This is a genomic window from Kribbella soli (assembly GCF_004331345.1).
GTDB classification, from domain to species: Bacteria; Actinomycetota; Actinomycetes; order Propionibacteriales; family Kribbellaceae; genus Kribbella; species Kribbella soli.
Window position 1 is genome coordinate 1,720,430 of the sequence record NZ_SJJZ01000002.1, and the last position, 24,305, is coordinate 1,744,734.

Below are 24,305 nucleotides of genomic sequence, written 5' to 3' on the forward strand. Positions count from 1 at the left end.
TAGGACCTACAGAACGCCGAGTCGCGCCAACGGCTCGACCAGTTCACGTTCCTCGTAGGACAGGTGCGACAGCAACGTGTCGTCCAGCAGATCAACGGCCGCTCGCAGACCGTCGATATCACCTGAGCCGTCAACAAGCGCGACCAGCGCTTTGTCGACACCTTCCAGTACGTCGTGAATGACCTTGTGCTCCTCCTGCAGCCGGTCCACGACCGGCACCAGGGCAGGGTCGGCGCGACGTAGGTGCGGAAACAGCGAGGCGTCCTCGAGTGAGTGGTGCGTCGTCACGAGCCGGCAGTACGACTCGCAGTACGTCCCGAGCGTCCAGTTGTTCTGCCGCATCGTCATCGTGTTGATGTGCGACCGCGCCGCACCAACCCCCAGCGTCCCGGCCGCGACCTGCTCGACCAGATCACGCACCTGGTCGAGCTCAGCACGCAGGTGGTCGTGTACGTCGATCAGATGCTGACCTGACTGCAGCTGGTACGGCGTGTAGGTCCGGGACGGGTCCTGCGCCGGACCGGTCGGCCGCGCCGACTCATCCAGCAGCTGTACGTCGCTACGTCGTACAGCAGGAGGTGGAGTCGGTACGACGCTGAACCCACCTGACACCACCGCAGCGGACCGAGGCGCAACGACAGCGCCCGACCGAGCCACCGCAACGGCCTCGCGCACACCGGCCGCCACCTCAGCGAACCGGCGGATGTCGTCCGGGTTGTCAGAGGCAAGGATGTAGGTGCTCATCCCCTCCCCCAGCGTCAGCTCGGTCAGCTGGTCGATCCACAGCTCCTCAGGCCCCTGCAGGAACCCGCCACCGCCACTGAAGGCACCGGAGATGTTGTACAGCCGCCGTACCGCAGCAGGGTCCCGCCCGGCCTCCACAGCGGCCTCGTCGATGGCCTTGTTCATCGCGGCCAGCTCATCCGGTCCGGCGTACCCACTGCTCGGCAGCCAGCCGTCTGCCAGCCGTCCGGTGAGTGCGAGCATCCGCGGCTTGTACGCACCCAGCCAGATCGACACGTCATGCGCCGGCGCCGGACCGCGCTTCGCACCGGACACCGTGTAGTGCTTGCCGGCCAGCCGGATGCCACCGCCACCAGGTGTCCAGACCTCGCGCATGATCGCGATGGCCTCTTCCAGCGCGGCAATGCTCTGTCCGGTGGTCAGCCGCGGCCCGCCGTTCGCTGCGACCGCGTCGAGGAACCCTCCGGCGCCCAGGCCGAGCTCGACCCGCCCGCCGGTGATCAGGTCCAGCGTCGCGACGCTGCGCGCCAGGACGACCGGGTGCCGGAGCGGCAGGTTGGCGACGTTGGTGGTGACCTTCACCCGCTCGGTCTGGGCTGCGACGACGGACAGCAGCGTCCACGCGTCCATCAGCCGCGGCTGGTACGGATGGTCCTGGAAGCTCACCAGGTCCAGGCCGACCTGCTCGGTCAGCTGGGCCATCGCGATCACGCGGTCCGGGGTGTCGACCGCGGGGGTCAGGAACGTGCCGAAGACCAGCTCGTGGCCGTAATCCATGATTCACCTTCTCGAAGTGGGTTCGGGAGCAAAACTACTTCGATAGACGAATAATCTCAACTACAGAACATCTACTGCCGGACGAGCAACCCGAACGCCTCGGCCGGACTCAAACCTTCGCCGCGCCTGTACGCCGCCTGATACGCATCCGGACCCAGCGCACCCGAGGCCGCAGCGACCGCCCGGGCGAGATCCTCCGCCTCGGTCGAGGCCAACAGATAGCTCTCGGTGGCCCGCGTCGCGGCCGAGCTCCCCAGCAGGGTCGCAGCGAGGGTCTTGTCCGGGTGCGAGCCCGCGATCCCCTCCAGCGCCCAGCACATGCCGCGCAGCGAGTCGAACTCCTCCGAGACCCGGAAGGCCTCCATGTGCAGCTCCAACGCATCGCCCGGCCGGCCCTGGAGCTCCCTGACGAACCCGAGCTCCTCCAGGACGATCGACAGATACAGCACCGATTCCGTCTGCAAGCGGGCGGCGTCGATCAACGCCTGCAACCGCTCCGAGGCCTCGTCCAAAGCGCCAGTACGACGGGCCGCGAAGCCGAGTACCAACTCCGCGAGGGCCTGCGACGCGCGTTGCCCTTGCTCGGTCGCCAGCCGCAGCGCACGCTCACCGTACGCCCGGGCCGACTCGTAGTGTCCTCTCCGGATCGCCGTCCACCCGAGCATGCCCAACGCGTTGGCGACCTCAGGCCACAGCCCGATCTCCTCCGCAGCCGCGGCGCCTTCGAGGTGCAGCCGCTCCGCCTCGTCGAAGTCACCGACAAGCTCGGCGTGCGCCCCGAACCAGCCCGTCGCCTGCAGCACACCCCACCTGTCCCCCAGCGACCGGAAAATCGCGATGCTCTGACACGCGTCGTCGTACAAGGCCGGCAGATCCGCCCGTACATGCGCATGCTTCGCGCGCGCAGCCAGCACGGCCGCCACGCCCCACTGGTTCCCGTCGGCCTCGAAGGTCTTCAGGGCTTGGTCGAGCATCGACAGGCATGCTGAGAGGTCACCGACATCGCTGGCGGCATGGGCGATCCACCACAGCCCCATGGCATCGGCGCTGTCCAGCCAACGGTCCCGCTCCGCGGGAGCGTCAGGGTGCCCGAGCAGGTACATGAACCCGGCCCGCCACACCCCAGCCCGAGCAGACCCCTGCACAGTGTCCAGAGACCGCATGGCCTCCACATGCCGACCACGCAGGAACCAGTACCAGGACAGCGCATCCACAAGCCGTTCAGCGAGGTCCAGCTGTCCCGTGGTCACCGCACGATCCAGTGCGGTCCGGAAGTTGGCGGAGTCCTCGTCCAGCAACTGCAGCCACCTACTCTGCTCGTCACCGAACAGCCCCGGCCGCGCCGCCTCAGCCAGCGACACGTAGTAGGACAGGTGCCGCTGACGAGACGACTCCAGCTCACCCGACACCCGCAGCTTCTCGACGCAGTACGCCGCCACTGACTCGAGCAACCGGAAGCGACCGCCATCGACCGGTACGACGAGCGACCGGTCGACCAACCGCACCAGCACATCCAGTACGTCGTCCTCACCGCACACAGCCGCCGCAGCGTCCGCCGTACAGCCATCCGCATGTACGGCGAGCTGCCGCAGTACTGATTGCTCCGAAGGGGCAAGCAGCTCCCAGCTCCAGTCGATCATCGCGTGCAATGTCTGCTGTCGTGGCGCAGCACCGCGGTGCCCTGTCGCCAGCAACCGGAAGCGGTCGTCCAGCCGTGCTACGAGCCCACGTACGCCGAGCGCTCGTACTCGCGTCGCAGCGAGCTCCAACGCGAGCGGGATCCCGTCCAGCCGCCTGCACAGTACGGCGACATCAGCAACGGTCTCGTCCGTCAGGGCGAAGCCACGTGACGCGGCCGCCGCACGTGTCACGAACAGCTGCGCCGCACTGCACTCGCCAACCTCCTCAACGCCCGCCGACACAGGCGGCACCGACAAGGGCGGAACACTCCACACCACTTCACCAGCCAGGCCCAGCGGCTCGCGGCTCGTTGCCAGCACCCGTAGACCCGGAGCCGTGGCCAGCAAGCGGTCCGTCAGTGCGGCGACCTCCTCGACAATCTGTTCGCAGTTGTCCAGCACCAGCAGCCGGGAACCCATCACTGACGCCAACCGATCGACCACAGGTGTGCCCTCGGTGTCGCGGAGGTCCAGAGCAGCCTGCACTGCGTCAGTGAGCGAGTTGGCGACCGACAACGCGTCAGGAGTCACGGCAGCCAGCTCGACCAGCACGACACCGTCCGCGAACCGGTCGGCAACATCAGCCGCGGCCGCCAGCGCCAGGCGAGTCTTGCCGACGCCTCCCGGACCAGTCAGCGTGACTAACCGTGATGTGCCCAAACAGGCACCTATGTCGGCCAACGCATCGGTGCGACCGATCAACTCAGTCAGCTGAGCGGGAAGGTTGCTCCGTGCGTGCGGCAGCTCCTGAGCGAGGATCGACTGCTGCAGCGCCACCAGCTCCGGGCTGGGATCCAGACCGAGGTCCTCCAACAGCAGCTGCCGTAGCTCATCAAAACTCTCGAGTGCCTCGGACTGCCTTCCGGAACGGTAGAGCGCCTTCATGTGCGCCGCACGGAGCCCCTCACGCAGCGGGTGCGCCTTCACGAACCCGGCGAGGTCCACGACAGGTAGATCGGCCTGTTCGAGAGCAGTGAGCCGCAGGTCGGTCAGCCGGGCTACAGCTGTCTCGACAAACGCGTCGTCCGCAAAGTCGGCGTACGCGGGACCGCGCCACAACACCAGCGCCTCGTCGACCGAGCCGGCGGACAGCAGTTCACCGAACTGCAGAGCGTCGTACGTCCCAGCAGAAACCACCAGCGAGTAGCCGGCCGGACCGGACTGCACCAGCGAGCGGCTGCCGGGCTCTGCGTCCTCAAAAGCCCGCCGTAGTTGAGAAACCTTCGCGGACAGCGTCCCGGACGGGTTACCGGGCAGTTCCGATCCCCAGAGGTCGTCGATGAGTCGGTCCGCGGGCACAGGTCGGCCCTCGTGCACCAGCAGGTCTGCCAGCAGCGCACGCACCTTGAGCCCCTGGATGACCACGGGCGTCCCCGCGTCCGTCCACGCCGTCACTGGTCCCAGTACCCCGAAGCGCATGACGGCACCTTATTCCGGTCTGCCAGAAAGGACCGGAAAGAAACCGTAAACCCGTTCCAGCAGAGTCTGTGTCAGACGGAAGGAGGATGCAGATGCGACTGGCAGTGATCATCGGCAGCACCCGGCGAGGCCGGTTCGGACCGACCGTGGCGCACTGGCTCGCAGAGCAGGCAGCCAAGCAGTTCGAGGTCGACCTGGTCGACCTGGCAGCTGCGAACCTGCCGACCACGCTGCCCGACGCGGACGACGAGACACCGCAAGAGGTCGCCGTACTGAGCAGCAGGCTGGCAGCCGCGGATGCGTTCGCCATTGTCACGCCGGAGATCAACTGCAGCTTTCCGGCCACGCTGAAGACCGCACTGGACTGGTACTACGAGGAGTGGCACGCCAAGCCGGTAGCGATCGTCAGCTACGGCCGGGAGAGCGGCGGCTGCCACGCCACCGCGCAACTGCGGCAGGTCTTCACAGAACTCCAAGCGATCACGATTCGCAATACCGTCGCACTGCCCTGCTACTGGGAGCAGTTCACCGCCGATGGCGGCTGGCCACGGTCTTCCGCCGGCTACGAGGCAACCGCCAAACTCATGCTCGACCAGCTGGTCTGGTGGGCCGAAGCGCTTCAGGACGCGCGCACGAAGCGTCCGTACCAACCCTGAGAGGAAAGACCCATGAGGAAGCTGATCGAATCCACGTTCGTCACCCTGAACGGCGTCATCGACGAGCCGCAGAACTGGAGCCCGCCGTACTGGGACGAGGAGCACATGGCCTACAACCAGTCGCTGATGGAAGGCGTCGAGGGACAGGTGCTCGGCCGGCTCACCTACGAGGGCTTCGCGGACGCGTGGCTGTCACGGGCCGGCGACCCGTTCGCCGACATCTTCAACGCGATGCCGAAGTGGGTCGCGTCCCGCACGGTCACCGAGTGGAAGTGGAACGCACAGCCGCTCGAGGGCGACGCGGCCGAGGCCGTCCGCAAGCTCAAGGAGTCCGAGGGCGGCGACCTGATCAAGTACGGCACCGGGTCGTTCTCGAAGACGCTGCTGGAGAACAAGCTCGTCGACGAGTACCACTTCTGGATCTTCCCGGTGGTCGCCGAGGGCGCAACCATGTTCCAGGGCACCGGCATCGACATCACCCACCTCGAGCTGCTCGGCACGACGACCTTCAAGTCCGGCATCGTCGTCCACAAGCTCGCACCGAAGGCCTGACCCATCTGCGGCCGGTACGTCGACGACGTACCGGTCGCGAGGTCACACAACGAACCTGGAGACAGCCGATGACCGAGCTCAACGCGGAACGTACCCGGCGAGCGATCGTCGAACACACCCGCCGGCTGGCGGAGTCGGCCGCCGCCGCCGGACCTGACGCCGTCGTGCCGACGGCCCCGAAGTGGACCGTCGCCGACCTGGTCGAGCACGTGGGCCAGACCCACAACTGGATCGCGGAGATCATCGAGCGGCGCATCACCGACCCCGCCCAGCTACCCATGGAGGTGGCCGTGCTCCCTGCCGACCCGCGCGAATGGCCGACCTGGCTGTCGGAGTCCGCGCAGCGCGTCGCGACCGCGTGCTCCGACGACGCACTCGACGCGCCGGTGTTCAACGCCTCGGGCGACGAGCGCTCCGGGACACAGTTCTGGATGACCAGCGCCCTCAACGAGTCGGTCGTCCACGGCGTCGACGCGGCCACCGCGGCGGACCGGCCGGCCGACATCGACGCCGATGTCGCCGCCGCACTCATCAGCAACCACCTCACGATGCTCACCTCCCCGACGTGGGAGCTGCGGCGGACCGAGTCCGCGCACGCCATCCGGGGCACCGGGCAAACACTGCAGTGGCTGGCTACCGACACCGGTGCCTGGTTCGTGGAACGGCGCCCTGAGGGGGCGACGTGGCGGCCCGAAACCCAGCAGGCCGATGTGACGGTGAGCGGCCCGGCGCAATCGTTGCTCCTGACCTTGACCCGCCGACGCCCGCTCGCCGACCGCGCGGCGACCGGCATCACCGTCGACGGCGACCTCGACCTCGCCCAGCACTGGCTCGACAACACCGGCCACGACAGCGACTGAACTCGCACCGAAGGCCTGACCTCGGTCATGTATCCGGCCGGTCACCCGCAGCAGGGTGGCCGGCCGGAGGCTTGTTCGCGCGAGCCCGTGGGTACCGGTCGGGGCCATGGGGGATGAGGCGGCGCTGGGGACCGTCTGTCAGGGATCCACGCGATCGGCCGATGCGGATCGCGGATCCACACGTGCGATCTGACTGGAGTTCTGATGGGTACCGTCCTGACCATCGTGATCATCGTCGTGGTGCTGCTCGCGGCAGCGGCGTTGTTCTACCTGTACCAGCGCAGACGCTCCGACGAGCTGCAACAGCGGTTCGGCCCGGAGTACGAGCGCACTGTCGAGGAGTCGGGGGATCGTCGCAGCGCCGAGCGTGAGCTGCGTGGGCGGGAACGCCGCGTGTCGCGGCTGGACATCACGCCGTTGAGCCGTGAGTCCGCCCAGACCTACCGCGCCGAGTGGGCCGAAGTGCAACAGAGCTTCGTCGACCGTCCTGCCGGAGCAGTCACCGACGCGGACCGGCTGGTGCTGCGGATGATGCGCGAGGCCGGCTACCCGGTCGACGAGTTCGACCAGCGGGCCGACGACGTGTCCGTCGAGCACCCCGACGTCGCCATGCATTACCGCGAGGCACACCGGATCGCCGTTGCGCAGGCACGCGGCGACGCCGATACCGAGGACCTGCGGCACGCGGTCACGGCGTACCGCCAGCTGGTCGACGCCCTGCTGGACGACAGCGAGAACGCACCCCGCCATACGAACACCAAGGAGCAAGCATGACCACGCCCGACCGTCGCGACGTCTCTCTGGACGACGACCGCACGCTGGACCACGACGACCTCGAGACCGATCCCGACCTCGCCGGCAACCGCGGCCTCGGCCTGGACGTCGACCGTACGACGGACGAACCGAACGGCCGTACCAGGGCGGCTGATGACCTGAACGGCCCTACGACGACGACCGATGAGCCGAACGGCCGTACGGCCGTGGACGATGAGCCGTTGGTGGCCGAGGACTCGGCTGTCGACTACCGCGCCCGCTGGGAGGTCGTCCAGCAAGGATTCGTGGACGACCCGCGCAACGCCGTCAGCGAGGCCGACAAGCTCGTCGACGACGTGCTCAAGCACCTGGCGGACGGCTTCGACCGCCAGCACCAGGGCCTCGAGCAGCAGTGGTCGAGCGGCGAGCCGTCGACCGAGGATCTCCGCTCGGCGCTGCAGCGGTACCGCGCGTTCTTCCAGCGCCTGCTGACGTTGTGACGTTGTGAGCAGAGCCCGGCGGCCGGTACGACGTCGTACCGGCCGCCGGGCGTTCGTTGCCTAGGGCGCGATGTTCTGGTTCAGGTGGAACACGTTGTCCGGGTCGTACTTGCGCTTGACCTCGGCCAGCCGGTCGTAGTTCTGCCGGTAGTTGTCGCGGATCCGGCCTTGGTCGTCGTCGGCCATGAAGTTGATGTACCCGCCCGCCTCGGAGTGCGGAGAGACATCGTCGTAGTACGACCGCACCCACTCGATCCCGGCCTCGTTGTCGGCCGGGTCCGGCCACATGCCGGCGATCACGGTCGCGAAGTTCGCGTCCCGGTAGGCGAACGCGGTCGCGTCCGGCGTCACCCGGTGGCAGGCGCCGTTGATCGGGTAGATGTGCACGGTCGAGTTCACCGCCGGCAGACCGGGCGCGTGCCGCACGTGCGCCTGGATCGCCTCGTCGGTCAGCTCGGTGACGAAGTTCGCCTTCCAGTAGTGCTGCAGGCCGGGCGGCACGAGCGCGTCGAAGGCGCTGTTCAGTGCCGGGTACGGCATCGGCCCGACGTGCTCGGCCATCACCGGCGCGAATTCGCGGAACTTCGAGATCTGCGTCTCGCCCTCGTCGAGGTCGCCGGCCCAGCAGCCGACGATCGCCGCGAACGGCTCGCCGTGCCGGTTCTCCGGGATGAACGGCAGCGGCGGCGCGATCTGGAACGCCGGGAACCCACCGAGCTGCTCGGGCGCGTCCTTGATCAGTTCCCGGAATCCCGACAGTACGGCGACCGCGTCGGACATCTCGAAGAACATCGGGCCGCCGTAGATCGTCGACACCGGCGCCAGCCGGAACTCGAGCGCGGTCACCACACCGAAGTTGCCGCCACCGCCGCGCAACGCCCAGAACAGGTCCTCGTTCTCCTTCTCGCTCGCGATCAGGAACTGCCCGTCCGCGGTCACCACGTCGGCCGACACCAGGTTGTCGCACGACAGCCCGAGGCCCCGGTCGAGGTACCCGATCCCGCCGCCGAGGGTCAGCCCGCCGACGCCGGTGGTCGAGATGATCCCGCCGGTCGTGGCCAGCCCGAACGCATGCGTGGCCGCGTTGAAGTCGCCCCACGTCGCGCCGCCGCCGGCCCGCGCCGTCCGGTTCACCGGGTCGACCCGGACGTTGCGCATCCCGCTCAGATCGATGACGAGCCCGTCGTCGACCGTGCCGAACCCCGGCACACTGTGCCCGCCGCCGCGGACCGCGAGCTCGAGTTCGTTCGTCCGTGCGTAGTCGATCGCCGCCATGACGTCACCGGCGTTCTCGCACCGGACGATCGCCTGCGGCCGCTTGTCGTGCATCGCATTGTTGACCTTGCGCGCCTCGTCGTACCCCTCGTCGCCCGGCGTGAAGACCTGTCCGCGCGTGCGTTCTCTCAAATCGTCGATCATTGTCCGCTCCCCGAACCACTGTCGCCCTGTCGCAGAGCGGCGCGCGCGTGCAGAACGCACACAACGCACCGCGCAGACCGGTCGTCGCCGGTGAGCCGGCGCGAGACTTCACCCCAGAGAGCGCCCGACCCCCGACGGGCAGCCGGCCCTCCCCCAGACCTACCCGTTCCTCCCCGACCTTCCCAAGCAGGACTGTTTTCGTCAATCCCCAGACAGAGTGCTGAGCAAGCGGCCCTGAGCCTGCTCGAGGTGGTAGGCCAGGTGATCGGCCGCGGCCGACGAGTCACCCTGCTGGATCGCCTCGAGGATCGCCGCGTGTTCTTCGGCGACCGTGGTCGGCGCGGCCTTGCGGTGCGCCTGGTACTGGCCCATGGTCAGGTGCACCTCGCCGATGATCAGCTCGTGCATCCGGGTCAGCCGGCGGCTGCCGACCGCGGCCACCAACGCCGTGTGGAACGCGATGTCCGCCTCGACCTGGTTCTCGAACAGCCGGTCGCGCGCCGCGTACTCGATCGCGACCTGCGCCCGGGCGGCGTCGGCCGGCACCTCGCCGGTCGCCGCCAGCGCGGACACCGCCGCCTTCTCGATCGTCATCCGGCTGAAGAACAGGTCCCGGATCTCGGCCTCGTCGAGCACCGGAACGACCGCTGTCTTGTGCGCCGTACGCCGCAACAGGCCGAGCGCGGTCAGCCGCTCGAGCGCTGCCTTCGCGGTCGGCCGGGCCACGTTGTACTCCGTGGCGAGCCGGACCTCGGTGAGCTTCTCCCCCTGCGGGATCTCACCGTTCACGATCCGCTTGCGGATCGACTCGTAGAGCGCGTCGGTCAGCGAGGACGGCCCGAGCTCAAGACGCGCTTCGGTACTCACAGCACCCCCTCCAACAACGAACTGGTCTGGCAAGTGTACTGGCCTAGTAACCCGCGGCCTTGTCCACCACGTTCCGCAACGGCTCGCCGCCGACGAAACGGCGGATGTTGTCCGCGACGATCTCCTGGTGCCGCCGGACGGTGCCGTCGCTGGTGGCGCCGTTGTGCGGCGTGACGACGACGTTCGGCAGCGACCAGAACGGGCTGTCCGGCGGCAGCGGCTCCACCCCGTGCGCGTCCAGGCCGGCGCCCGCGATCTGCCTGGTCCGCACCGCCTCCAGGAGCGCCTCGTCGTCGGCGATCCCGCCGCGCGAGATGCAGATGAAGTACGCCGTCGGCTTCATCCGCGCGAACGCGTCCCGCCCGAACACACCGACCGTCGAGGGCGTCCGCGGTGTCGTCACCACGACGAAGTCCGACTCCGCGAGCAACCGGTCGAGATCGCACAGTTCGTCGACATTCGGCGACGGCTGCCCAGGACGCCGCCGTACGCCGAGAACTCGCATGTGGAACGCCTTCGCCTTCAACGCGAGATCGAGGCCGGAGTTGCCAAGACCGTAGATACCCACGGTCCGGCCGGCCAACTCGCCGTGGCGGTAGTGGTCCCAGCGGTGCTCGGCCTGCGCGCGCATCCACCGCGGTACGTCGCGATTGAGCATCAGCATCAGCAGGATCGAGTGCTCGGCGAGCGAGATCCCGCCGTTGCCGGCGCTCGACGTGAGGACGACCGGCGACGCCAGCATCCCGGGCGTGAGGTCGGCGTCGACACCGGCCGACGGACTGTGCACCCAGCGCAGCCGCGGTGCCTTCACCAGCACCTCCGGCGGCACGCGACCGACCACTCCCTCCATCTCAGCGAAGACGTCCGAGGCGTCGTCCAGCGCGTCGACGAAGCGCACCGCCACCTCCCCCGCCGCCTCGACGTACACCGGCGATTCCTTGCCTACTACAACGATCATCACTTCAGTCCCGTCGTCGCGATACCGCGGATCAGGTACTTCTGGGCCACGGCGAAGAAGATCAGGATCGGGACCAGCGACAGCAACGACATGGCGAACAGCATGCCCACCCCACTCTGGGTCTCGGAGTCGACCATCGAGTTCAGCGCCACCGGCACGGTGAACGCCTGCGTCCTGGTCAGGTAGATCAACGGTACGAAGAAATCGTTCCAGGTCCAGATGAAGGTGAAGATCGTGGTCGTCACCAGCGCCGGTCGCATCAGCGGCAGCACGACGTACCAGAAGGTCAGGAACGGGCCGGCGCCGTCGATCCAGGCCGCCCGGTCGAGCTCGCGCGGCAGCGTCCGGATGAACTGGACCATCAGGAAGACGAAGAACGCGTCGGTGGCCAGGAACTTCGGGATCAGCAGCGGCCAGTACGTGTTCACCAGGCCGAGCTGCGAGAAGAAGATGTACTGCGGAATGACGAGCACGTGGAACGGCAGCATCACCGAGGCGAGCGTGATCGCGAAGTACACCTTCCGCATCCGGAACTGCAGCCGGGCCAGCGCGTACGCCGTCAGCGAGCAGGAGAACAGGTTGCCGACGATCGAGGCGATCGTCACCACCAGCGAGTTCACGAAGAACACCGAGAACGGCCGGTTCAGCGCGTGCCAGCCGTCCTTGAAGTTCTGGAACGTCCACTCGGACGGGATGATGCCCGGTTCGGTCAGGATCTTTTCAGGCGGTTTGAACGCGCTCACCACCATCCACACCAGTGGATAGATCATGAACGCCACGAACACCAGGAGCCCGGTGTGCTTGAGAACGGCCCGGAGCCGCCGCTGCCGGGCCGGCGCCGGGCTGCTGATCACTTTTCCTGCGGTCAGACTCACCATCAGCTGTCTCCGTAGAAGACCCAGTACTTCGAGACCAGGAAATGCAGCGCCGTCACCACGGCGATCGCGACCATCAGCACCCAGGCGAGTGCGGACGCGTAGCCCATGTCGAAGGCGACGAACCCCTGCTGGTACACGTACAGCGTGTAGAACAGCGTCGAGTTCGCCGGACCGCCCGTACCACCGCTGATGATGTGCGCCTGGGTGAAGGTCTGGAACGCGCCGATCGTCTGCAGGATCAGGTTGAAGAAGATGATCGGCGTGAGCAGCGGCACCGTCACGTGCGTGAACTGCCGCCAGACACCCGCGCCGTCGACGCGGGCCGCCTCGTACAGCTCGTCCGGGATCTGCCGCAGGCCCGCCAGGAAGATCACCATCGGCGACCCGAAGGTCCACACGTTCAGCACGATCAGCGTCGCCAACGCCGTCCGCGGGTTCTGCAACCAACTCTCGCCGTGGACCCCGATCAGCGCCAGCCCCTTGTTGATCAGACCTTCGTCACCGAAAATCTCCCGCCACAGGATCGCGATCGCCACCGAAGACCCCAGTAGTGACGGCAGGTAGAACGCGCTGCGGTAGAACGCCAGCCCACTCAGGCCGCGGTCGAGGATCAGCGCGAGCAGCAAGGCGAAGGCGAGCTGCAGCGGCACCGACACCAGCACGTAGATCAGGGTCACGCGGACCGAGGCCCAGAACTGGTCGTCGTGGATCATCCGCTGGAAGTTCTCCAACCCGGTCCACTCCGGCGGATTGAGGATGTCGTAGTTCGTGAACGCCAGATACAGCGACGCGAGCAACGGCACCGCGGTGATGAGCAGGAACCCCAACTGCCAGGGGATCAGGAAAACGTGTGCCGCCCGCCCCTGGCGATTGAGGTAGAACCTCGAGCGGGACGTCATGCGGCCCGCTTGATCCCGGCGCCGATCTCGTCGACCAGCTTCTGAGCGCCGGCCGGCACCGCCGTCTTGCCCAGCGCGATCTCCTCGCAGATCCGGGCCATCGTGGTCCGCCAGGTGCTCGACCCGGGCGGCGCCTCGTACCGCGGCTTCCGCTCGGCCGCACGTTCCTTCGCGACCACCGCGAGCATCTCCTTCTCGTCCGGGCTCGCGAACGCGGCAGCCTGCTCGGCGACCTTCGGGTTCGTCGGCGCGCCCATGGTGAGCCGGACCGTCTTCAGCATCTCGGCGTTGTTCACGTTGTAGTCGAGGACCTTGCCGGCCGCCTCGAGGTTGCCGTCGTCGATCCGCTGGTAGATCGCCATCCGCGGGAAGTACAGGTACTTGTGCCCGGCCGGCGCGCCCGCGGCGATCGGGGCCGCCCGCAGCCGGAACTTCTCCTTCGGGAACATCTTCGCGTCGTCGATGATGTGATTGGAGTTGCCGAAGTTCACCAGGACCTTCTTCCCCACCTGAGCCCAGTCCGGACCCATCCCCTCCTGCTCGCTCAGTGACAACGCACCGCCGGCCTTGCGCAGCTTCTCCCACCAGTCGAGCCAGCTGCCCAGACCGTCCGCCGTGAACCCGACCTGACCGTCCTGGGTCCACAGCTGCTCACCCCGCTGCCGCAGCCAGGCCTCGAAGGTGAGGTCGTGGTCGGGCGCGTACGGCGTACCCTTGCGCTTCCCGGGATTGTTCTTGCTGTAGGCAACGAGGAGCTCGGCCAGGCTGTCCCAGGTCCAGCCCGGCCCCTCGACCGGAACGGTCACGCCGTCGGCCTTGGCGACGGTCTCGTTGTAGCGGATCACCGGAGTGAAGATGCCGAACGGCAGCGTGTTGAGCTGCCCGTCGAGCTTGAAGGTCTCCAGGTCTTCCTTGCTGTAGTCGTCCCATTTCAGCGTGGGGATGTCGTCGAGCTTCCGGTACAGCTTGCTCTTGTGGTACGTCATCACCTGCGGCGACGCGATCCAGAAGATGTCCGGTACGTCGCGGGCCGCGATCTGCGTCGTCATCCGTTCCTGGAAGGCGGTGTAGTCGGCGAACTCCGGCTCGATCGTGATCGCCGGGTTCGCCGTACTGAACTGCTTCAGGGCCTTGGTGTAGTTCTGCTGACGGATGTTGTTGCCCCACCACGCGTACCGCAGGGTGACGTCCCCGCCACCGCCCGACGGTCCGCCGCCGCTCCCGCCGCAGCCGGCGACCGCGGCCGCCGCGAGCCCCGTGCCCAGTGACACCTTGAGAAATCCTCGCCGATCCATCTCGTTCTCCTCACACACAGACGAGTACGTCGAACAATCCGATCTCCGGCACCTGCACCCACCCGTCGCTCACCTGCAGGCGCTCCTGCGCCACCAACGCCCGCACCTCGCGTACGCCGGCCGGCACCCGCAACCGGGCCGGCCCGATCCGTACGGGTGGAGCGAATCGCTGGTCGGTGTCCCCCGATCTGTTCAGCAGATGCACGACGAACCCCGCCGCCGACCGCCCCACCACGATCTCGACCTGCTCCGGCAGGTCCGTCTGCACCGCTCCGCCCACCTGATCCACGAACAGATCGCGATGAACGCTCAATCCCACCTCTCGGTAGGCCCGTCCGATGGTCCACGGGAAGAGCACCACGTTGCCCTGCTTGACCATCCCGGGACGGTCGAGCAGCACGTGTCCGTGGCACTTCTCCGGTGGGCCGTACGGCGCTCTCGACAGGGCTCGTAGCGCGACCTCGGCGTCGGACGGTGCCTCGACGACCTCGAAGGTCCCGAACACCGGGACACCACCCTCGAGGTGCAGCGACCGCACCTCCGCCTCGGTCTCGTACCGGGCAAGCGGCCTGATCGGGAGCGCCGGCACCGTTGTGGTGCCGGTGGCAACTACCGCTCCGTCGTACGTGCCGAGGTCGACCGGCCCGAGGTCCGGCAGCACGACCACCTGATAGCGACTCAAGTCGACGTCGGCGAGACGGTGTTCGGGAAGGACGTCGAATGGCACGTGGCGTTGCAGAAGCGCCAGGTACAAGCCTTCGAACTCCGCCCGCGAGCGCTCCGACCTGACCAGAAGGGTCTGCGCGGCCGGTACCAGGTCGCGATAGACCTCCGAGTGGTCACGGTGGAACCGCGTGAGCCGGGACGCGACGTCCAGGCAGGCGTACGGCGTGGTCTCCGGCGTCCCCATGATGTACGTCGACGGGTTGGCGCCGCGGGCGATCGCCTGCACCAGGTACTGCGCGAAGTGATGCGGATCCTCACTGGCCATCCGGTACGGCATGTCCACGAAGCCCACCGAGTTGGTCAGCACCGGGACCGTGGGACGGAAGGTCTTCGCCGCGCTCACGCTCTCGCTGGTTCGGTGATGCCACAACCGCCGGCCGACCGCGTTGTTCGCCTCGTGGAACACGATGTCCGCCTGATCACCGAGGACCAACGGTGCCTCTGGACGTCGAGCCGCCAGGTGATCCCGGATCCTCCCGGTGAGATCGGCCAGCACGTCCTTCGAGAACCGTTGCCAGTCCGCATACCCGGGTGAGTCACGGTCGTCCGGCAGCGGACCGTCGTACCGCTCCTGACATGCCACGCAGTGGCAGACCCCGTGGTAGACGCGGCTGTAGTCGACCTCGTTGAACGACATCCAGTTGCAGAAGAAGCCGTCCAGCGGATACCGATCGAGCACCTCGTCGAGGACCTCGAACAGCTTCACCTGGTAGTAGTCACCACTCGGGCACACACTCGTCAGCCCGTTGTAGACCTGCCGCGCCCCGGTCGGTCCGACGAAGCACCAGTCCGGATGCGCCTCCGCCCGCCGATGGTCGATCTTGGAGAAATCCATCCGCCCCATCACGCGGATGCCGCGCCGCGCCGCTGCCTTCACCGCGTCACCGACCAGGTCTCCGGACGGCCGCTCCGCCAGATACGGGTTGCGCGTCTGGAACTCCAGATCGGTCGGGTAGTTCGACAGGATCCCGCCGACGCTCAGCAACCAGGTGTCCGCACCGAACTCCTCCAGGTAGTCCAGCACCGACTCGACGTCCAGCCCCGCGTCGATCTCGCGCAGGTTGGTCTGGAACATCCGGAACGGGTCCTGCCACCAGAGCCTCATGAGTGCTCCCGGCGCAACGTCCGGTACAGCGCGGAGTGGTCCAGCTCCCCGTCCCCGTCCGCGATGGCAGCGTTCATCAACTGCTGCGTCGCGGCGGTGTTCGGCAGCGCCAGATCCAGTTCGGCCGCGGCCTGAGCGGCGAGCCCGAGGTCCTTACGGTGCAGCCGGAGCCGGAACCCCGGCTCGAAGGCCTCGTTGACCATCCGCTCGCCGTGCACCTCGAGAATGCGTGAGCTCGCGAACCCGCCCATCAGCGCCCGCCGTACGACGGCCGGATCCGCGCCGGCCCGTTCCGCGAACAGCAGTCCCTCGGCCACCGCTTCGATGGTCAGCCCGACGATGATCTGGTTCGCGACCTTCGCGGTCTGCCCGGCACCGGGACCGCCGATCAGCGTGACGTTCTTCCCGAGGACGTCGAAGATCGGCCGCGCCCGCTCGAACACCTCCGGCCGGCCGCCGACCATGATCGTCAACGTCCCGTCCCGCGCACCGAGCTCGCCACCGGACACCGGTGCGTCCAGGTAGTCGCAGCCCAATTTGTCGATCAGCTGTGCGAAACCGATGGTGGCGGTCGGCGAGATCGAGCTCATGTCGATCACCAATGACTCTGCCCGCAGCCCCTCGGCGGCTCCGCCCGGCGCGAACAACGCCGCCTCGACGTCCGGGGTGTCCGGCACCATCAGGATCACGACCTCGGACCGCTCGGCCACCTCCTTGGCCGACGCACACACGTGTGCCGCGAGGTCGGTCCGGCCGCGATACACAGACAGTTCGTGGCCGGCAGCAATCAAGTTGTCCGCCATCGGACGGCCCATCACTCCGAGCCCGATGAACCCGATCCTCATGGCCGGCTCCAATCGACGTGCACGACCTCGAGCAGCCCGGCGGTCGGAATCACGATCTCGGCCCGCCCGTCCACGACTGTCGGCTCCAGGTCCACCCCGGCCACCAGCAGCCGGACCTTCGGCCGATCCGTCGGTACGGCGATCGACACGGTCTGCGGCGGCAACGGGAGCGTCTCCCGGATCGCCCCTCGCATCGCCATCGGATTCGTGAGGTTGACCAACGCAACGGCGACTTCGTGCTCGCCCCGATGGACCGCGATGTCCACCAGCCCCGCGCCGTCGACCGTCACCTCGGGCGTCTTGCCGAGCGCCCAGGAGACCGCGTTCCCGATCAGTCGGCCATGGTCGGACTGCAACGCCTCCCAGAAGATCGCTCCGAGGTCGAACGGGAAGTAGACCGTCCGGCCGCCCTGGGCGTTCTCGGTGCAGATCACCGCGGGCTTGTCCGGAGCTTCTCGCTGGTAGACCTCTTCCATCGGCAGGTCCGGGAAGTCCGGGATGAACCGGAACGGCGTCACCGCATCCGACTCGACCCCGATGATGTGGGTGCCACCGATGATCCGGGTCGTACCCTCGAAGCCGGCGTTCAACGGATGCGCGTCGGTCAACGCGATGTAGTTGTTCTGCACCGGCCGGCTCACCTCGGTCAGCCGGACGCCCAGTACATCCGCCAGCCCGAAATCGGTCCGCTGGTGCCCGTTCTCGTCGTACAGCGAGCTCTGGTACGCCGCCACGAGCGACCCGCCACCGTCGACGTACGACCGCAGGGTCGCGCACTGGTCGTCGCTGAGCTGCTCGGCGTTCGCGAGCACGACGACCTTGAACCCGCTCAGCCGCTCGACCGTCATCGCCTGGTCGGAGACGAATTCGAACGGCACGCGCGCCTCGACGAGCGCCTGGTAGAAGCCGTCCTCGTGGTCGTTGTCGCCGGCCCGCAACTGGCCGGTCCGGGTCGGGTCGAGCAGCGCGACCTCGGCAGTGATCCGCAGATCCTTGAGCACCGGTTCGACGGAGGCGTGCAGGTTGAACGCCTCGACGACCGGCTGCACCCACCGCTGGTCCGGCACGCTCGCGTTGAACTTCGTGAACCACGGCAGCGCGCCCTGCGCGAACCCGTCGACGATCCAGGTCTTCGTCTCCTCCGGCGGCGCGACCGAGTCCTTCCAGCGGTACTTGTGCTCGGGCCCGACGGACGTGATGAGCCGCACCGGACGGTCCGGGAACACCCCTCGATTGCGCTTCCCGTTCCGGCCGGCCGCCCACGGCGCCTCGATCCCGTGCCGGCCCTGTTTGTCGATGATGAACAGCGGCGCCACCGGCTCGGCCAGATCACGGGCCAGGTCACGGGCCGCGAGCGCCCCCATGTTCGGGACGAAGCGGGCATGCGGGCGGAGGTCGCGGACCGCCTGGTCCCAGATGCCGACCAGATCCCCGAGTCGCCGGCGCCGCCAAGCGACGTACTCCGGCCAGCCCTCGCCGTGCTCCTGGGCCGGCAACTCCAGACCGGTCTCGTCCCGGAACGACCTGCGGGCGCCTTCGCTGTACGAGATCCCGTAGTACCCCTCCCACCGATTGGCGAAGACCGCGTCGACGCCGTACTCGCGGACGATCTCGCGGATCACCTCGGTGACGAACTCTCGGTGGTACGGCGTGAACGCGCACGTCAGCCAGATACCGGGGTACGCCCAGTGCTCGATCGGGTTGCCGTCCCGGTCGCGGGCCAGCCACTCGGGGTGCGCCGCGGCGGCGTCGGCGTGGATCGCGTGCGGGTCGACCCGCGCCATCACACTCATGCCGAGGCTGCGGGCACCGTCGACGAGCGTTCCGAACGGGTCGGTATCGCCGAGGAACTTGCTCCGGTAGTGGTACTCGAGTTGCGTCGGGTAGTAGGCGACGTACCCGCCCGCGCTGATGCAGGTCGCGTTGGCCGAACTGTCGCGCATCAGCCGTAGCCAGAAGTCGGCGTCGAAGTGCGCGGGATCGTCCTCGGCCAAGGTGATCTGGGCCCAGCGGGTCGCCGCCAACGGCCAGTCCGGGTCGGAGTCGGCTACTCGGTTCTCGTGCTCGGTGTGCATCGCACCTCCGGCGTCGTGGGATTCCTCAGATTGTTAGACAAGAATGCACGACTGGCAAGAGCTGATGTTAGTCTTCGGCGATGAAGTACCGCGGCCACGAGCTGAGTGCGAACGTCTCGATGCTGTTCACCGAGCTGCCGTATCCGGAGCGGTTCGCCGCGGCCGCGCGGGCCGGTTTCCGGGTCGTGGAGTCCTGGTGGCCGTTCGCCGTACCCGATCCGTCGCCGGCCGAGGTCGACGACTTCGTGCGCACCGTCTCGGCAGCCGGGGTGTCACTGGGCGCGTTGAACTTCTACGGCGGGGACATACCGGCCGGGGAGCGCGGCGTCGCATCACATCCCGATCGGCAGGAGCAGCTGACCGCCAATGTGCGTGTGATGGTCGGGATCGCCGAGCGGACCGGTTGCCAGCTGTTCAACCTGCTCTACGGGCAACTCGACGATCGCTGGTCACCGGAGGAGCAGGAGAAGACCGCGACAGCCGCGATCCGTTCCGCCGCTTCGGCCGTGGCTGCCGTCGGCGGCACGGTGCTGATCGAACCACTGACCAAAGGTTTGAACGGCCGCTATCCCCTGCTCACCGCGGACGACGTCCTGCGGCTCCTCAGCGGCCCACTGCGGGACGTCGACAACGTCTCGCTGCTGTTCGACACGTTCCACCTCGGCAGCAACGGGGTTGATCTGCTGGCCACGGCGTCGAAGGTTCCGGTCGCGCACGTCCAGCTCGCCGACAGCCCGGGGCGCGGCGAGCCCGGATCCGGGGCGCTGCCGATCGACCCGACACTCGACGCGTTGAAGGGTGCCGGATATCAGGGCGTCGCGGCCTGCGAGTACAAGCCGACGACGGACACCCTCGACAGTCTGGGCTGGATTTCCTGAACCGATGTCAAACCCGGGCGACCGGCTCCGACCAGGAGGCACAAGGAGCCATCACCCGGAGGACATCATGCGGAAGATCATCTACTACGTGCACCAGTCGCTGGACGGGTTCATCGAGGGACCGAACGGCGAGTTCGACTGGCCGGTGCTCGGCCCGGAGCTGGGCGCGTACTCGATGGCGCTGACCGAGCGCTCCGACCTGTTCCTGTACGGGCGGACGGTCTGGGACATGATGTCGTCGTACTGGCCGAACGCCGAGGCGATGAACCCCGACGAGCACGCGATCGAGTTCGCACCGGTCTGGCGCCGTACGCCGAAGGTCGTGCTGTCGACGACGCTGCAGAGCGCGGAGTGGAACACCCGGATCGTCCGCGCCGCCGAGGATCTGGCGGCGATCAAGGCCGAGCCGGGCAAGGACATCCTGCTCACCGGGAGCTCGACCGTCGCGGCGGCGCTGACCGAGCTCGGGCTGCTCGACGAGTACCACGTGATCGTGCACCCGGTGGTGCTCGGCGGCGGCAAGCCGGTACATCAGCCGACCGGCCGACGTACGCTCCGGCTGGCGGAGACCCGGTCCTTCGACAACCGGACCGTGCTGCTGCGCCACGACCTGGTCTGATCAGTGCTCGGAGGCCGCAGCGGCCAGCGCATCGGCGACTGCAGCGACCGCGGGAGTTCGGGTACGGCGGGTCAGCAGGAACACCGCCCGCCCGACATCACCTTCGGCCGGCAGACGTACGGCGACACCCGGAGCGCCTGCGCCGATGACCAGATCCGGGAGCAGTGCGCCGGCGCCCGTCGTACGGACGAGTTCGAGCAGGATGAGGAAGTCGTCGGAGCTGTAGCGGATGTCCGGCTCGAACCCGCCGAGCTCGCGGCAGACGCGGACGTGCATCTCGCGGTGACCGGTGGCGGGTTGGCAGGCGGCCCAGGGCAGGTCGGCGAGCTGCCTGAGCGGGACGCGGTCGGCAGCGGCCTCGGGATGATCTTCGGGGAGAATGACGCGGATCTGCTCGCGGAGCAGGTGCTGGCGATGCAGGTCGGTGTGCACGGCGCGCGGCTGGCCGTCGTACTCGTCGCCGACCATGACGTCCAACTGCTGCAGCCGGAGCGCGGGCGCAGCCTGCTCGACCTCGAGCTCGGCCGCCTCGACGCGGATATCGGGATGCGTTGTCGCCAGGCTGCGAATCGCCGGAGCGACCACGCGGATGAAGGCGGACTGGAACGACGCGATTCGCACCACTCCCGCAACCCGGCCCGCCGCAACCGCGGCCAACTCCGCCTCAGCTGCTTCGACTCCCTCGAGTAGCGCCGTCGCGTGCCGGACCAGTACTTCGCCCGCGGCAGTCAGCCGCACGTTGCGACCGACCCGCTCGAGCAATCGGGTCCCGGTCTCGCGCTCCAGGACGGCCAACTGCTGCGAGATCGCGCTGGGCGAGTAGCCAAGCGCACGGGCCGCGCCGTGCACGGTGCCACGGCCGTGGACCTCACGCAGCAACCGCAGTCGGTGCAGATCCATCATTCGTTCAGCTTAGCTTCACAATGCTGTCCGTGAAGCCGTGATGGACGTGAACAGTCCGCTCCCCTGACCATCGATGACGTGGGACGCCTCTTCTGCCTTCTGTCCGCCGCCACCTTCGGTGTCATGGCCGTCTTCGGCAAGCTCGCCTACGACGCGGGCGTGTCGGTGGACGCCCTGCTCCTGGTCCGCTTCGGCCTCGCCGGCGCGCTACTGATGGCCCTCGCACTCGCCCGCGGTTCGCTGCGCAACCTGCCCCGCCGGGCCGTCCTCACCGGACTCGGCATGGGCGTCTTCGGGTACGCCGCCCAATCCGGCCTGTACTTCTCCGCGCTGGCCCGCCTCGACGCATCACTGGTCGCGCTGCTCCTGTACCTCTATCCGGTCCTCGTGATGGTCGGGGCGATCGCACTGCGCCGCGAACGCGCGTCGCGCCGGCGCATCGGGGCGCTCGCCGTCGCGCTGGTCGGGATCGGGCTGGTCCTCAGCGGGGCGATGACCGGGCGGTTCGACTGGCTCGGAGTCCTGCTGGCGTTGGGCGCACCAATCGTCTACACCTGCTACATCCTGGTCGGCGACTCGCTGACCGCCGACGTACCGCCGCTCGCGTTGACGGCACTGGTGTGTACGGGAGCTTTCGGCACCTTCCTGGTCCTCGGTCTGTTCCGCGGAACTCATCTGACGTTTGCCCCGATCGGCTGGCTGTGGCTGGCCGCCGTCGCGCTGATCAGCACCGTCGCGGCCATCCTGTTCTTCTTTGCCGGGATGGCCCGGGTCGGTCCGTCGGTCGCCTCGATCCTGTCGATCTTCGAACCGGTGGTGACCGTCGCTGCCGCGGCGGTCGTCTTCGGCGAGCACCTGAGCGCCGTGCAGTGGCTGGGCGGTGCGCTCGTCCTGTCCGCCGTGCTGATCGTGCAGTGGCCTCGTCGGCCTCGTCGCCAATCGTTGCCGGAACTTTCGCGGACTTCTCCGGCGGCGACGGCAGACTTGGCGGTATGAGCCGGCGGATGGCGTGGGCGGGAGTCGTCGCGTTGATGACGACGGCCGCGATCGCCTGCACCAACGACGACGCGGCACCCCCTGCGCCGTCATCGAGCGCGACCTCCCCCACGCCGTCCGCCGCTCCTCCGACCACGTCGCCGCGACCGACCGCCCCGCCTTCGACCGCGTTGCCCGCCCCACATCCGGTGTCGTTGCAGGCGTTGACGACGAAGAAGTACAACGGCGGCGACCTTCGACTCGGCAACGTGCTCGCCCGCAACCCGGCGTACACGCGCTATCACGTCACCTATCGCAGTGGGACGCTGACGATCTCGGGGATCATGAACGTCCCGTCGACACCAGGACCCCATCCAGCACTCGTCCTGAACCACGGCTACATCGACCCGGACGTCTACACGAACGGTCGCGGACTGATGCGTGAGCAGGACTACCTCGCCAGCCGTGGGTACGTCGTCCTGCACACCGACTACCGCAACCACGCGGAGTCCTCGAAGGATCCGAGCTCCGAGGTCAACCTGCGACTCGGCTACACCGAGGACGTCGTCAACGCCGTCCTCGCACTCCGCACCTCGCAGTACGTCGACCCGTCGCGGATCGCGCTGCTCGGCCGCTCGATGGGCGGCGGAATCACCTACAACGTGCTCGTGACGAAGCCCGGTCTCGTGAAGGCCGCCGTCGTGTTCGCGCCGGTCAGCTCGGACGCGGTCGACAACTTCAACCGCTGGACGCGACCGGACCGGCCAGTCGCCACCCAGATCCTGCGCAAGTACGGCGAACCGGCAACGAACGCGTCGTTCTGGAAGAACCTGTCCGCGGTCAACTTCTTCGGCCGCGTCACCGAGCCGGTGCTGATCCACCACGGCGAGTCGGACTCGACCTGCCCGATCGCCTGGTCCCGCGAGACCCTCGCCGCTCTCAAGGCAGCCGGCAAGGACGCGACGCTGTTCACCTACCCCGGCGAGGAGCACGCCTTCGGCCCAGCCTGGCCGACGTCGATGGCCCGAACAGTCAGCTTCCTCCGGCAGCACGGGGTTTGAACGCACTCAACGACAGATGGAAGAGGCCGCGTCAAGCCGGCTTGCAGCGGTCGCGTCAGGCAGGCTTGCAGGCCGGAGCGTCTGCGAGGGCCGCGGTGGCCCGCGCTGCGGCGTTGAGGTTCCGCGTCGCGCCGGACCAGGCGGCGACCCAGAGCTCCTGCGCGTGCTCGGCGCCGAAGTCCCCCGCCGCGTGAGCAGCCATCGCCTGCAAATGGGCTGCCCAGTCTCCGGCGGCGGCGCGGTCTGCCGTGCCCGCGGCATCGAGCGCGGCGAGCCGCTGCTCGCAGAACGCAGCCGACTTGCCCGGTACCGCGTTGCAGCCACCCTTCGTAGCCGCGCGCTCGGCAACAGCTGAATTCACCGAGACTTTATCCGCGGGACCGAGCAGCCGGGTGCGCTTCCAGATTGCCTTTGTCTGTTCCTCGGTATTCTTACCGGCCAGCAAATCGGTCCGTGCCTGTACGTGTTCACGCCAATGCGCGGTGGCATTGCCTGCGGCGGCCACAACGGCTTCGGCCGCCTGGATTTCCTTGGTACAGGCGGCCACGCCCGGATTCACCACGTTGCGCTCGGTCGCAGGCGGCGTACTGAGCGTCGGAGTTGTCTGATGTGCCGAGTGTGTGGGCATCTGCGTCGACGGCTCCGCGGACCCGCTCCCGGAGCCAGAGCCGACCTGCGCGATCGCCACCCATGCAGCGGCGGTCAGCGCGGCGACGATCCCGACGGCCAGCCACAGCGCGCGATGCGCCTGAGGTATTGCCCGTCTTGCTCTCGACATAAGCACCGTCCCCCAATCCGAGAATGCTGTCACGAGGTTGGGAGAAACGCGACCAATTCACGGTACGCGACGGTAGTCCTGCAT

General features: G+C 67.9%; 22 protein-coding genes. 9 read left to right on the forward strand and 13 right to left on the reverse strand.

Annotation, left to right across the window (positions count from 1 at the left end; genetic code table 11):
- Window positions 1–6: 6 nt before the first annotated feature.
- Window positions 7–1,521 carry an LLM class flavin-dependent oxidoreductase gene (locus tag E0H45_RS22320; RefSeq protein ID WP_131340186.1) on the reverse strand — a complete coding sequence of 505 codons (1,515 nt, stop codon included), beginning with the start codon at window positions 1,519–1,521 and terminating at the stop codon, window positions 7–9.
- 71 nt (window positions 1,522–1,592) lie between these two features.
- Window positions 1,593–4,619, reverse strand: a complete 3,027-nt coding sequence (locus E0H45_RS22325; RefSeq protein ID WP_131340188.1) for an AfsR/SARP family transcriptional regulator — start codon at window positions 4,617–4,619, stop codon at window positions 1,593–1,595.
- Window positions 4,620–4,711: 92 nt separating this feature from the next.
- Here E0H45_RS22325 and E0H45_RS22330 point away from each other — a divergent pair, with 92 nt between their 5' ends.
- The 5 genes from E0H45_RS22330 (at window position 4,712) to E0H45_RS22350 (ending at window position 7,940) form a co-directional block, all read left to right on the forward strand.
- The gene (locus tag E0H45_RS22330) at window positions 4,712–5,275 is read left to right on the forward strand and encodes an NADPH-dependent FMN reductase (RefSeq protein ID WP_238155148.1); all 564 of its coding nucleotides are present in this window, start codon (window positions 4,712–4,714) and stop codon (window positions 5,273–5,275) included.
- A 12-nt stretch (window positions 5,276–5,287) separates the two neighbouring features.
- Complete coding sequence (locus E0H45_RS22335) at window positions 5,288–5,827, forward strand: dihydrofolate reductase family protein (RefSeq protein WP_131340192.1); 540 nt, start codon at window positions 5,288–5,290, stop codon at window positions 5,825–5,827.
- 68 nt (window positions 5,828–5,895) lie between these two features.
- Window positions 5,896–6,687 (forward strand): maleylpyruvate isomerase family mycothiol-dependent enzyme, encoded by a 792-nt coding sequence (locus E0H45_RS22340; RefSeq protein ID WP_131340194.1) that lies wholly within the window; start codon window positions 5,896–5,898, stop codon window positions 6,685–6,687.
- A gap of 204 nt (window positions 6,688–6,891) precedes the next feature.
- Window positions 6,892–7,461: a hypothetical protein gene (locus E0H45_RS22345; protein ID WP_202872437.1), complete on the forward strand. Its 570-nt coding sequence runs from the start codon at window positions 6,892–6,894 to the stop codon at window positions 7,459–7,461.
- A complete protein-coding gene (locus E0H45_RS22350) occupies window positions 7,458–7,940 on the forward strand; it encodes a hypothetical protein (RefSeq protein WP_131340198.1) in 483 nt (160 codons plus the stop codon). The genes E0H45_RS22345 and E0H45_RS22350 overlap by 4 nt, the downstream gene beginning before the upstream one ends.
- 60 nt (window positions 7,941–8,000) lie before the next feature.
- Here the strand turns inward: E0H45_RS22350 and E0H45_RS22355 are convergent, their stop codons facing one another.
- The 9 genes from E0H45_RS22355 to E0H45_RS22395 form a co-directional block, all read right to left on the reverse strand.
- The gene (locus E0H45_RS22355; protein WP_131340200.1) at window positions 8,001–9,359 is read right to left on the reverse strand and encodes an FAD-binding oxidoreductase; all 1,359 of its coding nucleotides are present in this window, start codon (window positions 9,357–9,359) and stop codon (window positions 8,001–8,003) included.
- Between the two features lie 201 nt (window positions 9,360–9,560).
- A complete protein-coding gene (locus tag E0H45_RS22360; RefSeq protein WP_131340202.1) occupies window positions 9,561–10,226 on the reverse strand; it encodes a GntR family transcriptional regulator in 666 nt (221 codons plus the stop codon).
- A gap of 43 nt (window positions 10,227–10,269) precedes the next feature.
- On the reverse strand, window positions 10,270–11,184 hold the full coding sequence (locus tag E0H45_RS22365; protein WP_131340204.1) for a D-2-hydroxyacid dehydrogenase: 915 nt from the start codon (window positions 11,182–11,184) through the stop codon (window positions 10,270–10,272).
- The gene (locus E0H45_RS22370; protein WP_131340206.1) at window positions 11,184–12,062 is read right to left on the reverse strand and encodes a carbohydrate ABC transporter permease; all 879 of its coding nucleotides are present in this window, start codon (window positions 12,060–12,062) and stop codon (window positions 11,184–11,186) included. Before E0H45_RS22370 ends, E0H45_RS22365 begins: the two co-directional genes overlap by 1 nt.
- Window positions 12,062–12,961 (reverse strand): carbohydrate ABC transporter permease, encoded by a 900-nt coding sequence (locus E0H45_RS22375; protein WP_238155149.1) that lies wholly within the window; start codon window positions 12,959–12,961, stop codon window positions 12,062–12,064. Before E0H45_RS22375 ends, E0H45_RS22370 begins: the two co-directional genes overlap by 1 nt.
- A complete protein-coding gene (locus tag E0H45_RS22380; protein WP_131340208.1) occupies window positions 12,958–14,256 on the reverse strand; it encodes an ABC transporter substrate-binding protein in 1,299 nt (432 codons plus the stop codon). The genes E0H45_RS22375 and E0H45_RS22380 overlap by 4 nt, the downstream gene beginning before the upstream one ends.
- A 10-nt stretch (window positions 14,257–14,266) precedes the next feature.
- On the reverse strand, window positions 14,267–16,087 hold the full coding sequence (locus E0H45_RS22385) for an alpha-amylase family protein (protein WP_131340210.1): 1,821 nt from the start codon (window positions 16,085–16,087) through the stop codon (window positions 14,267–14,269).
- A complete protein-coding gene (locus E0H45_RS22390) occupies window positions 16,084–16,932 on the reverse strand; it encodes a 2-hydroxy-3-oxopropionate reductase (RefSeq protein WP_131340212.1) in 849 nt (282 codons plus the stop codon). The genes E0H45_RS22385 and E0H45_RS22390 overlap by 4 nt, the downstream gene beginning before the upstream one ends.
- Window positions 16,929–19,007, reverse strand: a complete 2,079-nt coding sequence (locus E0H45_RS22395; protein ID WP_131340214.1) for an alpha-amylase family protein — start codon at window positions 19,005–19,007, stop codon at window positions 16,929–16,931. Before E0H45_RS22395 ends, E0H45_RS22390 begins: the two co-directional genes overlap by 4 nt.
- Before the next feature lie 80 nt (window positions 19,008–19,087).
- On the opposite strand from E0H45_RS22395, the gene E0H45_RS22400 reads away from it, so the two are divergent.
- Entirely contained in the window at window positions 19,088–19,885 is a 798-nt protein-coding gene (locus E0H45_RS22400; protein ID WP_131340216.1) for a TIM barrel protein, read from the forward strand.
- A 67-nt stretch (window positions 19,886–19,952) separates the two neighbouring features.
- Window positions 19,953–20,504 carry a dihydrofolate reductase family protein gene (locus E0H45_RS22405; protein ID WP_131340218.1) on the forward strand — a complete coding sequence of 184 codons (552 nt, stop codon included), beginning with the start codon at window positions 19,953–19,955 and terminating at the stop codon, window positions 20,502–20,504.
- Here the strand turns inward: E0H45_RS22405 and E0H45_RS22410 are convergent, their stop codons facing one another.
- Window positions 20,505–21,407 (reverse strand): LysR family transcriptional regulator, encoded by a 903-nt coding sequence (locus E0H45_RS22410; RefSeq protein WP_131340220.1) that lies wholly within the window; start codon window positions 21,405–21,407, stop codon window positions 20,505–20,507. It abuts the gene before it with no gap.
- 78 nt (window positions 21,408–21,485) lie between these two features.
- On the opposite strand from E0H45_RS22410, the gene E0H45_RS22415 reads away from it, so the two are divergent.
- Together E0H45_RS22415 and E0H45_RS22420 are read left to right on the forward strand one after the other, a co-directional pair.
- Window positions 21,486–22,403 carry a DMT family transporter gene (locus E0H45_RS22415; protein WP_131340222.1) on the forward strand — a complete coding sequence of 306 codons (918 nt, stop codon included), beginning with the start codon at window positions 21,486–21,488 and terminating at the stop codon, window positions 22,401–22,403.
- Entirely contained in the window at window positions 22,400–23,443 is a 1,044-nt protein-coding gene (locus E0H45_RS22420) for an alpha/beta hydrolase family protein (protein WP_238155150.1), read from the forward strand. The genes E0H45_RS22415 and E0H45_RS22420 overlap by 4 nt, the downstream gene beginning before the upstream one ends.
- A 55-nt stretch (window positions 23,444–23,498) precedes the next feature.
- Here E0H45_RS22420 and E0H45_RS22425 read toward each other — a convergent pair whose 3' ends face one another.
- Window positions 23,499–24,221 carry a hypothetical protein gene (locus E0H45_RS22425; protein ID WP_131340224.1) on the reverse strand — a complete coding sequence of 241 codons (723 nt, stop codon included), beginning with the start codon at window positions 24,219–24,221 and terminating at the stop codon, window positions 23,499–23,501.
- Between the last annotated feature and the right edge of the window lie 84 nt (window positions 24,222–24,305).

Coding starts and splice junctions, on each gene's coding strand:
- E0H45_RS22320 (WP_131340186.1), bottom strand. CDS start 1,521: ATGGATTACGGCCACGAGCTGGTCTTCGGCACGTTCCTGACCCCCGCG.
- E0H45_RS22325 (WP_131340188.1), bottom strand. CDS start 4,619: ATGCGCTTCGGGGTACTGGGACCAGTGACGGCGTGGACGGACGCGGGG.
- E0H45_RS22330 (WP_238155148.1), top strand. CDS start 4,712: ATGCGACTGGCAGTGATCATCGGCAGCACCCGGCGAGGCCGGTTCGGA.
- E0H45_RS22335 (WP_131340192.1), top strand. CDS start 5,288: ATGAGGAAGCTGATCGAATCCACGTTCGTCACCCTGAACGGCGTCATC.
- E0H45_RS22340 (WP_131340194.1), top strand. CDS start 5,896: ATGACCGAGCTCAACGCGGAACGTACCCGGCGAGCGATCGTCGAACAC.
- E0H45_RS22345 (WP_202872437.1), top strand. CDS start 6,892: ATGGGTACCGTCCTGACCATCGTGATCATCGTCGTGGTGCTGCTCGCG.
- E0H45_RS22350 (WP_131340198.1), top strand. CDS start 7,458: ATGACCACGCCCGACCGTCGCGACGTCTCTCTGGACGACGACCGCACG.
- E0H45_RS22355 (WP_131340200.1), bottom strand. CDS start 9,359: ATGATCGACGATTTGAGAGAACGCACGCGCGGACAGGTCTTCACGCCG.
- E0H45_RS22365 (WP_131340204.1), bottom strand. CDS start 11,184: ATGATCGTTGTAGTAGGCAAGGAATCGCCGGTGTACGTCGAGGCGGCG.
- E0H45_RS22370 (WP_131340206.1), bottom strand. CDS start 12,062: ATGGTGAGTCTGACCGCAGGAAAAGTGATCAGCAGCCCGGCGCCGGCC.
- E0H45_RS22375 (WP_238155149.1), bottom strand. CDS start 12,961: ATGACGTCCCGCTCGAGGTTCTACCTCAATCGCCAGGGGCGGGCGGCA.
- E0H45_RS22380 (WP_131340208.1), bottom strand. CDS start 14,256: ATGGATCGGCGAGGATTTCTCAAGGTGTCACTGGGCACGGGGCTCGCG.
- E0H45_RS22385 (WP_131340210.1), bottom strand. CDS start 16,087: ATGAGGCTCTGGTGGCAGGACCCGTTCCGGATGTTCCAGACCAACCTG.
- E0H45_RS22390 (WP_131340212.1), bottom strand. CDS start 16,932: ATGAGGATCGGGTTCATCGGGCTCGGAGTGATGGGCCGTCCGATGGCG.
- E0H45_RS22395 (WP_131340214.1), bottom strand. CDS start 19,007: ATGCACACCGAGCACGAGAACCGAGTAGCCGACTCCGACCCGGACTGG.
- E0H45_RS22400 (WP_131340216.1), top strand. CDS start 19,088: ATGAAGTACCGCGGCCACGAGCTGAGTGCGAACGTCTCGATGCTGTTC.
- E0H45_RS22405 (WP_131340218.1), top strand. CDS start 19,953: ATGCGGAAGATCATCTACTACGTGCACCAGTCGCTGGACGGGTTCATC.
- E0H45_RS22410 (WP_131340220.1), bottom strand. CDS start 21,407: ATGATGGATCTGCACCGACTGCGGTTGCTGCGTGAGGTCCACGGCCGT.
- E0H45_RS22420 (WP_238155150.1), top strand. CDS start 22,400: ATGAGCCGGCGGATGGCGTGGGCGGGAGTCGTCGCGTTGATGACGACG.
- E0H45_RS22425 (WP_131340224.1), bottom strand. CDS start 24,221: ATGTCGAGAGCAAGACGGGCAATACCTCAGGCGCATCGCGCGCTGTGG.